This window comes from Hymenobacter cavernae, assembly GCF_014641455.1.
Lineage (GTDB): Bacteria > Bacteroidota > Bacteroidia > Cytophagales > Hymenobacteraceae > Hymenobacter > Hymenobacter cavernae.
In genome coordinates, this window is sequence record NZ_BMHT01000005.1 from 519,745 (window position 1) to 532,874 (window position 13,130).

A 13,130-nucleotide genomic window follows, 5' to 3' on the forward strand; every position below is an offset into this window, starting at 1 on the left:
CTGCTGCTTCTTTGCTAAAGTTACTATAGTACATCTATAAAAATCATAGCTTACAAGCAGGGTAAAGGACCAAAACTTAGGTGTTGCCAATACCCGCTACTTGCAAATAGAACAAGTAGTGCAGGCATTACCACTGCTTCTCTGCTATGCTTTTATAAATTTCTTCAATCTTATTCAGGGCAGCTTCCGAATTGAACCTGGTCACGTTAGTCAGGCCAGCCGTAATGGCGGCGGCCCGCTCGGTTGGGGTGAGATTTACGGCTTGCTCGATTGTGACGGCGGCACCCTTCGCCCAGGCCGCAGTTTCCGACTCGTCATATGGCCGGCGAGGGATGAGGAATCCGGCGTTGCCGGCTACTTCGGTCATGGGTGCTTCCCCGGTGGTAACTACCAGGGTACCAGCCGCCATTGCCTCGGCAATGGGCCAACCAAAGCCCTCAGCAATAGAAGGAAACAAAAACACAGTAGCGCCCGCGTAGGCTAGCCGCACCAGCTCGTCGCCAACGCCGCTGAGTGAGTGAATATCATCCTTGAACGGCGATTCTACCCGTGCTTTTTCCAAAGCCGGTGACAGCCGCTCGCCGATGAGCAGGAGCGGTAACTTGGCTTGGCTAGTCATACGCCACGCATTGTAGAGCTCAATCACGCCCAGGCGGTTTTTATACCATTGGTTGCCACCTACGTGCATGAGGTAGCCGGCCGCCAGGTTCAAGCCCGTCCTTTCACTTAAGGTAGCACGCGCCTTCACGGAGTCGAAAGGAGTTAGTGCTTGGTCGAGGCCATTGTAAACAACCTCTGAGGTGAGGGGTAGCACAGGCAGAAAGTCCTTGAGCTCGTCCTTTGTTTTTTGCGAAACGGAAATGAAGTGCTTGCCTTGCGAATAGCCTTGACGAATAAGGCGTTGGTACTGCTGGCCCGACCAGCCGGTTGGATTCTCCGGAAAATAACCTAGGGCCGAGCGTTGCGCCATAAAATCGTGGCAGTGGATAGCGTGGCGCCGCTCGGCAACCAGCGGCACCCAAGGCCCCAGCGCGTGATCTGTGAACACGAAGAGTGTATCGGGCGAATATTTCTTCAAACGCTGCCGGACTTCGGCCGGGAAGATGAGGTACTGGTCGATATAACCTAGCCACTTCTTGAGGCCGCCTTTCACCGGTAAATCAAAAAAGCGCGACTTAGGTGCCCACATTTCTACCTGATGTCCCCGCTCGCGCATGCCATCAGCCAGCATCCGCGCGAAGCGAGGCATACTGGCAAACGGCGGCATGCGCTGGTCGCCCATGAAATCTGGATGCGTGAAGAAGACGATGTGCATAGGTATGATACAATTCAACCAGATGGCTGGTCCTCTGTCTAGTGTATGTTTATTGCCGCCAGAACCTTCCGGCAGATATCCTCATTGCCGACGCCAATTGCGCGCACCTTGCGCATACCGGCCTGCCGGATATTTTCGCGGAGTACGTCATCCTGGAGCAGCTTCTTACAAACACTCGCGCACTCGGCAGCATCAGCCCAGAATACGGCCTCTTTGCCTTCCTCGTAGATTTCCTGATGTTCGGTGGTGCGCTCGGCACAGAACAAGCCGCCCGCGTAGGGCACCTCCAGGGAGCGTTGCGTGTGCAAATCACGGTTGCCTTTCGACAACAGACCTAGGCAAATCTTGGAGCCCTGGATGGCAGCTACGTAGTCGCGGCCGCTCAAGTTACCGCCACGGTATGCCGATTTCAGGGTTTCCCAGTGCGGCGATTTGGTCCAGCGGTCGCCCCAGATGCTGAGCGGAATGCCTTGGTTCAGCAGCTCCAGCATAAACTCATCGCGCTTTTCGTAGCGCATCCAGGTACCGATGAATACAACTTCGCTGCGGAAGGAAGCCGGAATATCGTCGATGCTGGCAAAGGGTTTATGCTGCACTTCATCGTAGCTCCGCAGCACGCGCATCACGTTGGCCCCTAACTGCCGGCTCTCTTCTTCTGTTTCTTTCCGCACAACGGCCACCAGATCGTACAAGGGTAATGCCTTGACGACCAGATCAAAGCGCCGTCCGTCGCGCTTGCCCGTTGGGTCATCCACGTTGTAGAGCACTACGGGGCGACCTAGCTTTTTCAGTGCTTTCAGGCTAGCCGGGCCTATCAGCTCGCCACTATCAACCCACACGACATCGTAGGCCGGCTTAGTACTTACCAGCTGAGTCAGCCACTTGGTGATGCTGGATTGCAGCAGCCGAAAGCCGGTTCGGTAATGAATCAGATGCAGCCAGCGAGATTCGAGCTGCCCGGCCACTACTTTATTCGGGTCCTTCACATCAACGATGTGTCCTAGCCGTTCGAGGGCTTTGGCGCGGTGCGAAGAAGTTGAAGCCGGGTGACTATCACCTAAGTAGAGGACATGAGCCATTGAGCAATTAATTAAGTTCTGATTCAGAGCAGCGTGTTGTGCGTAGTTTCGTTGGGTTGCGCTGGCGGTTTATCTATGTCTAGATTCGCAAATGCGCACTTAGCGGCAGCAATATAGGCACACCAATATTTAGTTTAACGCTGGGCTACTCTCACGTGGCGCGCTACTCCTCTCTTCTTCGGTCCTTCAAACACATTGCTTATGAAGCGGGTAGCTTGGAAGATCACGACGTAGAGGAAAATCATCTGTAGCCAGCCGCGCATCAGGAAGGTGGCCGTTGCTGCTACCGACTCGGCCGGCAAGAACTGGAATATTGCGGTGATGGCCAGCAGCCCGCACAAGCTGAAGCGCAGTGAAGTACCGGTTGACTGCTCACCGTTCTCCGTGCGGGCGGGGGTTACCAGCTTGTCGCATAACCAGAAGACGGGCATCATGCCCACACCTAGAAAGAACAAGTACCACCAGCTGAAAGCCGCCATACCTGTTCCGGCGAAGTGCCCGGTGCGGAAGCCCCCTAAGGCTTCGGGTGGCCCACCGGCTTCCGCGTACAGGTAGTCACCAAAGGACACGGCGTAAACAGCCTCCTTATCAGCGTTTATATCCAGTGCTTTCAGAAAAGGATCGGGCAAGGCACCTAGGATGTAGTTGATGGTGTACGTCAGCATATCCTTGTCCTGATCCCCAATCTTGGACGCCTGTACGAGGCTGGCATCGTTGAACTTCAGGTTAGAAAAGCGCGCCGTGAAGATGTTATCCAGGTAGCGCTCGTCCCATTCGTCGGAGGTCGTGTTGTCGTACTGCCGACGGGCGTGAATCGCTTCTTTATCCTGGTAAGCTTGCAGGGTCAGCTCGATTAGCTCGGCGTTGGAAATTTTGCTGCGCTGATTCCGGACGATAACCATAGCCGTACCGATGTCGGCAATTGGCCCCGTTATGAGTAGAAAACCTAAGCCGGCCAACAACGCATTGCGCAGGGTAAACAAGCGCGTTTTGAAGATGCCTAGCAGCAAGCCAAACCCAAAGGCAAACCCAACGGAGGTGAAGCCGAGCATGAAAGCACCCCGGCTGTTGCGCCCGATACTAACCACAAAAAGCAACACCGTAAAGATTACCAGCATGGGCACCAGACGCTTGCTGGGATCCTTAGTTTGCCCGTACATGCGGCCAAATGGGATAAAGAAGGGCGCGTACGAAAACGGAATCAGCCCTTGGATAGCCTTATCGGAAGCCGCGCCAGTCACTTCCCAGCCAACAGAAGGCGAGATAAAAAAGGCGTACACAGTGGCCCCAAGTCCGATAAGACCCATGAGCCAAAGCTGCAAATCGGCGGGCGGCGTGAAAATACCTATGTGGTTTAGCCAGGAAGTCGGGCTGCTCAGTGGCTTACGTATCAGGCCCCGGTAAATAGCATGAGCCAGCAGCAGCACGAGTAGTGAGAGGCTGGAATGCACGAATACTTGGTAAGGCAACTCTAGGTTGAAGACTACTGGCTTGCCTTCCAGCGTCGTGAACACCAAAGGAAAGTAGAACTGAGTTGCCGTGAAGCCGAGCAGCAGGAAACTGGAGAGCGGATAGGTATGGAGCATGTCTGAACGCAAGAACTGCGTACTCAGCAAACCCCAGGCGATAATGATGCAACCCAGCGCAAACAAATTCGCCGTACTCAAGAAGAATACAGCCTGAAACAAACAAGCCACGAGCAACGCCACCCAAGAGCCGCGCACAAAGTTGAACAGGAAACTTCCTGTCTCGGCCGGAGCTAGGTACGCCAGTGCCTTAGATGAAAAAGCTGCCGATGGCGTGAGTGCGCTTCGCGATTTAGAGGACCACACGTTAGGCATTGATACGTTCTGGAATACAGCCGGGAAATAGGCAACAACGACTAGAAGCTAGCCTTCATCACACGGTTATCTGGTTGTTAAAAGCGGCAGTCGTTAGTCTTGTTAAGCTTAGTACTTGTTGGGGGCATACAACCTTTTCATGCCGGGCAAGTTGCTCACGATTCGGCGGGCGTGCTGGGTAGCTAGGTCCGGTAAAACCTGCCAGTAGCGCCACAGATTGCCGAGCAGCAGCACCAACGAGCCGAGCATCACCAGCCACTTCAACTGGGGTAGCACAATCATGGCACCCATGCCAGCAGTGGCAATCCAGACGGAAGCCAAGGCAATAGCGAAGTGGTGCTTCGGCCACAGCAAGCCATTACCCTGTAGCCAGCGCTGGGCGACTACACGGTAGCCAATCATAGCGGCTACTTCGGCCGCCAGCAAGGCAATACCTGCGCCTAAGATACCCAGAAAGGGCACTAGGGCCGCAATACCACCTACTACCACCACGGCTGCAACCGCCGAAAGGGCCAGTTGTGCTTTCAGCAGGTTGTTGCCTTTCACAACAGCAATGGCCGGCTGCGCCACGGCATATACCAGCACGCTCAAAGAGAGAGTGGCAAACAGCAACGGATTGAACGTAACCCGACCACGCGTCCAGAGTGTGTAGAGCGGCTCTATAACGGCTTGCAGCACCACCATAGCCGGCGCCATGAGCGCTACCAGCACAAACCACAGTGTGCCAAATGCGGCTTCGCTCCGCTCTTGGTCGCGCTGGTGCAAAAAGCGCATCAGCTCCGGCATCAACGGGTTGATTACCGTATTCAAACCTTGTAGAGCCACGTTTGCGCCGGTCCGCATGGTAGAGAAGGCCGCCAAGCCTGCGGCACCCGAGAGCGGTGCCAGCACCAGACGAGCACCCTGCTGCCGCGCATTTTCCAGTAGTCCTTTCCCCGATATGGCTACTGAGCGCAGAAAGTTCTTGTAACCTAGCTTGAAAGAAGGTTTACTGAACGGAATTCCTTCTTTACGCAGCAACCGTAGCAAGTCCCAGTACATGGGCACGCTGGTGATGAGCGCGGCCAGAGTCATTACAACGCCGGCCGTAAGCAGCCCATAGCCCATCAGCACCGCCACGACAGGCGCAATCGAGCTTACCACTGTATTGAACAGATTCCACCACGCCATGCGCGGGAAGTAGCCAAATGGAGCCAGTACCCGAAAAAACAACCCGGAGATGCTGTTGCAGATCAGCCAGGAAATGCTTTGCAGCACCAGAATGATGCCCGCTGCGCGGATCAATTCAGGATCCAGCATACCAGCATGTTCTGACTGGCCCAGCAGGTAAGGCAACACGCCGACCGTTAGCACAACCACTACCAGTAGAATCTGACCTAGGCTAATAAGCAAACCGACAGTGGCACCGGACCAAAGAAAGCGGCTCAGTTCGGGGCGATTGTCCCGACCAATACGGAGAAACTCGTACGCCAAGAACTCCTGGTGACCAAAGTCCAGCGTAATCAGCAGATTAGTGAGCGACAGAATGGCCAGCCAGATACCGTAGGTTACGACGTTCCAGTGCGACAGGTACAAGGGCACCAGCGCCATTTGGGATATCATCGTAACTCCGATTTGTGCCCATGATGCTGCGCTCCCAGAAATTACGCGTGCTGCCGTTGACATATTTTATTTACGTTAACTCCAAAACTCAATTTCATATGCTTTTGGAGCTGCACTTTCAAGCGAATGATTAACCTAGATAATTGATAGTAGTAGCTGGTACTTTATATCAAATAATTTAAAACCAATAACCTAGCTTTTAATCACTCACCAAGCAATTTTATACTTTTAAAAGTATTGTATTAAATAATCGAGAGAACACCAGAAAAGCAGAAAACGCTATTTAGTAGCAGCCGGTTACTAGATAAGCCAGCGTTACTAAATAGCGCCTTGAAGATTAAACCAGTTTTTTGCTTTTCGTTGACTTATTGGCTTCCGGGTAGCCGTAGCCTTGCCCGTAGCCATAAGCCGATAAGTTATTCGGCCGGGCATCGTTGAGCACAACCATCAGTTGGTTGAAGGTGTGCTCCGAGCGAAGCTTATTGATGACTTGCAGCTGGGCTTTTTGCGTTACGTTGTAGCGCACCACGTACAGGGTTGCATCCACGTAAGGAGCTACGCTGTAGGCGTCTGCTACCTGCCCGATGGGCGCTGAATCGAGGATGATGTGGTCGAAACTCTCTTTCAACACCTTAAGCATCTGGTTTACGCGGGGGCTCAGCAGCAGCTCGGCCGGGTTTTCGGGTAGTGCGCCGGCTCCTATTACGTAGAGGCCTTCTACCACTGGACTAGGCTGCACTAGCGCGTCCACGCGCACAGTTTCGTCGGTCAGGTATTCACTCACTCCTAGGCCGTTTGTCACCCCTGCTTCCGAGAGCGAATCAGGCTTGCGCAGATCTAGGTTCACGAGCACCACCTTTTTACCGGCCAGCAGTAAACTGGCTGCCAGGTTGAGGCTAACAAAAGTTTTGCCGTCGCCGCTACGGCTCGACGTAACCAGCAGTACTTGGTTGGCAGAACCAGCGGTTGCCAACTGTAAGTTCGTGCGCAACAGCCGCACCATCTCGGCCAGCGGACTGCGGGTGCTGGGCGAAATTACCAGTGCTTCGCGGGTGCGGTTGTGCGCCAGTTCGCCTAATACCGGCACACCAGTAGCCCAGGCAACTTCCTGCAAGGTCTGTACTTTGTCGTTGAACATGTTCTTGACGTACACAAAGGCAAACGGCAAACCTAGGCCCAGCATCAGCGCAATGGCCAGCACAGCCGGCTTTTGTGGACTAACGGGGTTTTCGCCAGCGTCCGCAGCGTCAATCACGCGGGCCGCCGACACAGTAGCCGCCAGCGACAAAGCAGCTTCCTCACGCTTTTGCAACAGATACAGGTACAAGTCGCGCTTCAGATCCTGCTGTCGGCTGATTTCCTGCAAACCACGCTCGATGGTAGGCATCTGCTGCATCCGAGAGCCAAACTGGCCCGACTTCGCCTGCAAATTGCGGCGGGTGATGGTCAGATTGCTCTTGAGGCTACGCAGGTTTTCCAGAATACTGGCGCGCAGGTTGGTCAGCTGGTCAGTCATGGTCAGCACAACCGGGTTGTCGGCTTGTGCCGTGCGCAGCATCCGCTCACGCTCCAACTGTAACTCGTTAAACTTGGTAATCAGCCCCGACAACGTTGGGTCCTGAACACTCAATGTACCCGGAATCAACTGGTTAGGATCGGTAGGCTGGTTAATGTACTGCTCAATCGAGTTCATCACCTCTAGCTGAATTTCGTAGTCGGCGAGCTGCTTGTTGTAGCCACTTGCCTCCTGCAACGACTGCTGCACCTGAGAAGTAACATCGACTACCTTATTCTTACGCTGAAAGTCTTCTACGTTCTTCTCTACCGAAGTAAGATCCGACTCCAGGTACTTCAAACGGTCATCAATAAAGCGGATTGTATTACTGGCCAGCTGATTTTTATCTTCAACTGTCTCCTGATTGTAAACCTCAACGAGTTTGTTCAGCACTGCTTCGCCGCGCTCCGGCACTGCATCAGTTACATTCAGCGACAAGAGGCTAGCCTGCTTGTTGATGGTTGACACGTTAAGCTTTTTGGCATACGAAGAAGCTAACTCCCGACGATCCTGAAAACGAATCAGCAGCGGATGCTTGCGGAACGGAGCTAGGTTGGCGGGAGTGCTTACCACCGTAAACTCGCCATATGGCGTATGCAGCAGCTGACCGAAGGCGTACGTCTGAGGCGTTTTTTCGCCTTCGCTTAAGGTAAAGTGTGTGCCATCAACCACTTGCAGCAAAACCTGCTTGTTGAAAGCCGAAGAATCCAACCGACTGATGAGCAAGCGGCAGGGCAGGTTTTCGCCATATAACTCCTGCTTGCCCACGCGTCCTTTCACGTAGTAAGCCGCCTGCATGTCCAGATTTGTAAAGACGCGCTGCATGAGGCTGGTCGACTTGAGCAGCAGAATCTCGTTATCGATATTCTTGCTGGTCACTGCCTCGCTCGGGTCATTAAAGCGTTCCTCCCGACGCTGCTGTGGCTCGTCCTTTTTATCCTTAATCAGGATGGTCATGTTAATGCTGTACTGCGGCACGGTGTAGCGCAAGTACAGCCATGCGCCGGCCAGTGCCACGAGTAGACCTAGGGCAAACAGGTACCAGTATCGACGATACGTGGCCCAGGTGAGCGGCTGGGAGGGTAGCACCGCCTCAGTCGGCAGTAGCTCGCTCGTCGTATCGGGAAATGCCATGACGGTTAGTTATTTGTACCAAATATATTCTGGAAGTTAAACAGCACGGCTGCCACTATCGTGATAGCCATACCGGCAAGCGTAAGCGTGAGCGCATTGGTGCTGGCCTGCACTTGTTTGATCTTGTCAGGCGCCACATAAATTACGTCATTTTGCTGTAGATAAAAATAAGGCGAGGTTAGTAACGCCTTATCATTCAGATTCAAACGCGTTGTGCTACGTACTTGGTTCTGTTCGCGTACCAACAATACATTTTCCCGGCGACCATAAGCGGTCATGTCGCCGGCCAGACCTAGGGCCTCCAGCACGGTAATACGCTGTGTGGGCACCAGGAACGTTGAAGGTCGGTTCACTTCCCCGATTACCGTCACCTTGAAATTGAGCAGGCGAATCGTGATAATCGGCGACTTCACGTACTGCTGGAGCAGGCCGGTCATCTTGGTAGTGGCTTCCGTATTGGTCAGGCCGCTGAGCTTCACTTTTCCGAGCACCGGAAAATCTACGTTGCCTTCCTGATCCAGCAGATAGCCCTCAGTGGGTGTCGACTCGGAGCTGAGGGTGGTTGCGGCGGCACCCGGCGCAGCCAGCACGCCCCGGTTGAATAAGGCATTCGACTCGGGGTTGAGGCTGCTTACTTTGATGCTAACCAAGTCGTTGGGTTGCAGGCGCAACTCGACAGGCGCTTCGGCCGGTGTCTGGTAACGGTCGTTGTCCTTCAGGTTGCTGAAGTAAACCAGATTGCGGGTAGGATTACAGGCAGCCAGCAGCCATAATAAAAGAAGCGGCAGAATTTTGCGGAAGGATACGCTACTCATGCGGGAGAAAGATTACAATAAGCGTTGAATTCGGACTCTGGTTTATCGAAGGAAACAACAAGAATCTAGTTACCTGATTTGCTTCAGACGAGTTCCGGCAACCAAGGCAATACTCGTCCATTTGCCTACACATAGCCTAGCTTGCATCGAGTGAGATGCTTCATTTTCAGCAGGTTTAATACTCAGCATATCCCGTCTACTTCTAGCTATATAACAGGCACGAAGGTAGGTAATATAATTATCTTTATAGCGTTCTTATTATTAAATATATAAATTTATCTATACTATCTTTCCCTCCCTTAGCGTGCCAAGCTGGTAGCTAACTAGGCGCCAGCTCCTAAACACTTAAGTCCGACTTATTTACTGTTATGCTTCGGCTTGCAGAAGCCAGTAGGCCACACTTTTCGTTTCGTTGCCGTACATAGCCAGTAAGTACTTTACCAGAACGTAGAAACCTACACTAGTGGCTCAGCCCCATTCAGCGTACGACAAACTCACTCCTTCTTCTGCTTCTGGCAGCACTTGCCCCACGCTTGCTCTCCCCCAAAGCCCAGACTCCACTTGCGGTAGCCAGAGAAACTCTGCAACCCGAATACGCGGTCATCATTAGCCAACCTAGGCTTGAGTGATAACCGCACGCCCTTATGCATCTGCGGTCATCACTCAGGCAATTCTATTTAGGGCAACTACCTTATTCCGGCGTACCCTATAAAACTAATGTCCAGCCGCTTAGAAAGCGTTTTCGCTTCCTTTTACGGCTTGCTTCACTGTTAGCAGCACGATCTTCAGATCGAGGAAGAACGACCAGTTTTTGATGTAGAAGATGTCGGCGTTCACGCGCTTGGCCATAGCGGCAATTTCCTTGGTCTCACCGCGGTGGCCTGCCACCTGCGCTAGACCTGTGATGCCGGGCATCACGGCGTGGCGCACCATGAAGTTGTCGATTACCTGGGCGTAATCCTCGGTGTGCTTGAGCATGTGCGGGCGCGGACCCACCACCGACATCTCGCCGCGTAGCACGTTGATGAATTGCGGCAGCTCGTCCAGGCTGGTCTTGCGCAGAATGGCACCCAGGCGCGTGATGCGGCTGTCGCCGCGGCTGGCTTGCTTGTGGTCGGCATCGGCACTGGTGCGCATGCTGCGGAACTTGAGGCAGTAGAACGGCAGCCCGTTTTTACCCGTGCGCAGCTGTTTAAAGAACACTGGCCCTTTCGAGTCCAGCTTGATGAGCAGCGCAATCAACGGAATCAGCCAGCTCAGCAGAAAAATCAGCACTAGCGACGCGAATACAAGGTCAAACGCCCGTTTAACTAAAACGGCGCGTAATGCAGCATCCTCAACTTGTTCAACTTGGCGATAAGAAAAGTTGCTTGACATTGTTCCTTGCTCTTTTAGTGTTGCGTAAGCGGCCATGGTTATCAGAGTAAGTGGTAAGGCTATCGAACCAGGAAGCTAGGTTGATAGACAAATAGGTTAGGTAGGAATTTGAGGTAGTAAAGGACGGGTATTCGGTATGGCTTGTAGGTAGGCGCAGGTCAGGTTCTCAGAGAGTTACCAGCAGACAACTTGTATGCAGACTTAGTTTCTTCCGCAGTCAAGTAGAGCAGCCTAGATCTTCAGTGCTGCTCCAACTTAACAGCATTGGATTTAACGGTTAAAAAAAGGTGCTCTTCAAATCTTCGACACAATATTAAGTAAGAAAAATATATACTCAAAATAAAGTCACATTTTTTTACCTCAAAGTAATAGTTGCAACATTCCTTCATATACATCTTATATATATCAAAGATAAGATTGAACTACTCTTTGAATTCCTCGAGCTATATACGTAGCTATAGCTTAATGGCTTACAAATTTATATAAATTTTACATGAACAAACAGGATAAGTTTTACTGAAACGTTTGCGGTGTTCTAAGTCAGCGAACGAAAAGGTTTGTTAAAGGACAAATACTAATTCCCGTTAGTATACACTTTCCGGGTTTCGCCGGCAACTGCGTTGTTGAACCAGATAAAGCGAGTCGCTTAGCCAGCCTCAAGGCTATAAGAAAGAGCTGCTTCCACCCACAAAAGAGCCTGGCGAATGAAGCAATACTGGCAGAAATTTCCAGTGCTTCACTCGTCAGGCTCTTCACAAGCAAACCGTAAGGCTAGCTGCCAGACTACGATTTAGTGCTTAAAGTGACGCACACCGGTCATTACCATAGCCATGCCGCGCTGATCACACGCTTCGATGCTGTCTTTGTCTTTGATGGAGCCACCGGGCTGTACCACCGCCCGAATTCCCGCGCCGCCGGCAATTTCCACACAGTCGGGGAAGGGGAAGAAGGCATCGGAAGCCATTACAGCCCCGTGCAGATCAAAACCAAAGGCATGCGCCTTCTCAATGGCCTGCTTCAGGGCGTCAACCCGGGAGGTCTGCCCGACACCGGATGCCAGCAGTTGGCCGGCTTTGGCCAATACGATGGTGTTGCTCTTGGTATGCTTGCAAATTTTGGCTGCAAATACCAAGGCTTCTACTTCCTCAGCAGTCGGCGCCGATTGCGTCACCACCTTGAAATCGGCAGCCGTTTCTGCCTGACGGTCAGCATCTTGTTCGATAAAGCCATTCAACAGCGTCTTAACTTGCTTAGCTGGGAAAGCAACTGGCTTCTGGCGGAGCAGCACCCGGTTTTTCTTGCTTTGCAGAAGTGGCAGCGCCGTAGGCTCATACTCGGGCGCAATCAAAACCTCGAAGAACAGCTTGTTCAGCTCGGTAGCCGTGGCTTCATCCACGGGCTTATTAACGATAATCACCCCGCCAAAAGCCGACACCGGGTCGCAGGCTAGGGCGCTGAGATACGCCTCCTGGAGCGTAGCCGCCTGGGCCACGCCGCACGCGTTGGTGTGCTTCAAAATCGCGCAGGCCGGTTGCCCATCGGTGAATTCGGCCATAAGCGCTACGGCCGCATCTACATCCACTAAGTTATTATAGCTTAATTGCTTACCATGCAATTGATCGAATAGCGCACCTAGGTCGCCATAGAAAGTGCCGGCCTGATGCGGGTTCTCGCCGTAGCGTAGCGGCGTGGCTGGCGTCTGGCTTATTTTCAGGGCCTGCCCAGCAAGGGTGGTGTCCTGGCTTAGGTAGCTGAAGATCTGGGTGTCGTAGTGGGAAGTTGCCTGGAAAGCGGCTGCGGCATAATTGCGGCGGTCTTCCAGATCGGTTGCGCCGTTCTTTTCAGTCAGCAGCTCGGTTACGGCTGTGTACTGGTCGCGGCTGCTGACTACCAGCACGTCGCGGTAGTTTTTAGCCGCCGCCCGCAGAAGGGAGATGCCTCCAATATCAATTTTCTCGATGATATCGGCTTCCGGCGCACCAGCGGCTACCGTTTCCTCAAATGGGTACAGATCGACAATAACTAGGTCGATAGGTGGAATCTCGTGTTGGGCGGCTTCAGCCAGGTCGCCGGGCTCGTGGCGGCGGTGCAGAATACCCCCAAACACTTTCGGGTGCAGCGTTTTGACACGTCCGCCGAATACAGCGGGGAAACCCGTCAGGCTCTCGACGGACGTAACTTCCGCGCCTTGTTCTTCCAGAAATTTCTGCGTACCACCCGTAGAATACAGCTGCACGCCGTGGGCTTTCAGTAGCGCCACCAAGGGCTCCAACTGGTCTTTGTAGTACACGGAAATGAGAGCGGCACGAATCGGTTGAGACTGCATAGCTAGGTAGTTAGACTGGTTTGACGGGGCGAAGGTAGCACCTGCGTCCTGACTATACCCAACTACCTAGGCTACGTTTTGGTAGC

The 13,130-nt window shown here is 53.0% G+C and carries 8 protein-coding genes; all 8 read right to left on the reverse strand.

Going from position 1 to position 13,130, the window contains the following annotated elements; genetic code table 11:
* Nucleotides 1-127 precede the first annotated feature (127 nt).
* The 8 genes from IEX74_RS15805 to purH all read right to left on the reverse strand — a co-directional run bounded on the left by IEX74_RS15805 (nt 128) and on the right by purH (nt 13,044).
* The gene (locus IEX74_RS15805; RefSeq protein WP_188814981.1) at nt 128-1,315 is read right to left on the reverse strand and encodes a glycosyltransferase; all 1,188 of its coding nucleotides are present in this window, start codon (nt 1,313-1,315) and stop codon (nt 128-130) included.
* 38 nt (nt 1,316-1,353) lie between these two features.
* On the reverse strand, nt 1,354-2,394 hold the full coding sequence (locus IEX74_RS15810) for a CgeB family protein (protein ID WP_188814982.1): 1,041 nt from the start codon (nt 2,392-2,394) through the stop codon (nt 1,354-1,356).
* Nucleotides 2,395-2,528: 134 nt separating this feature from the next.
* A complete protein-coding gene (locus tag IEX74_RS15815; protein WP_229755321.1) occupies nt 2,529-4,226 on the reverse strand; it encodes a hypothetical protein in 1,698 nt (565 codons plus the stop codon).
* Between the two features lie 117 nt (nt 4,227-4,343).
* Nucleotides 4,344-5,837 carry an MATE family efflux transporter gene (locus tag IEX74_RS15820; protein WP_188814984.1) on the reverse strand — a complete coding sequence of 498 codons (1,494 nt, stop codon included), beginning with the start codon at nt 5,835-5,837 and terminating at the stop codon, nt 4,344-4,346.
* A 337-nt stretch (nt 5,838-6,174) separates the two neighbouring features.
* Nucleotides 6,175-8,526: a GumC family protein gene (locus IEX74_RS15825; protein ID WP_188814985.1), complete on the reverse strand. Its 2,352-nt coding sequence runs from the start codon at nt 8,524-8,526 to the stop codon at nt 6,175-6,177.
* Between the two features lie 5 nt (nt 8,527-8,531).
* Nucleotides 8,532-9,341: a polysaccharide biosynthesis/export family protein gene (locus IEX74_RS15830; protein ID WP_188814986.1), complete on the reverse strand. Its 810-nt coding sequence runs from the start codon at nt 9,339-9,341 to the stop codon at nt 8,532-8,534.
* A gap of 729 nt (nt 9,342-10,070) precedes the next feature.
* The gene (locus tag IEX74_RS15835) at nt 10,071-10,754 is read right to left on the reverse strand and encodes an exopolysaccharide biosynthesis polyprenyl glycosylphosphotransferase (RefSeq protein ID WP_308421127.1); all 684 of its coding nucleotides are present in this window, start codon (nt 10,752-10,754) and stop codon (nt 10,071-10,073) included.
* A gap of 754 nt (nt 10,755-11,508) precedes the next feature.
* Nucleotides 11,509-13,044 carry a bifunctional phosphoribosylaminoimidazolecarboxamide formyltransferase/IMP cyclohydrolase gene (purH, locus tag IEX74_RS15840; RefSeq protein ID WP_188814988.1) on the reverse strand — a complete coding sequence of 512 codons (1,536 nt, stop codon included), beginning with the start codon at nt 13,042-13,044 and terminating at the stop codon, nt 11,509-11,511.
* Between the last annotated feature and the right edge of the window lie 86 nt (nt 13,045-13,130).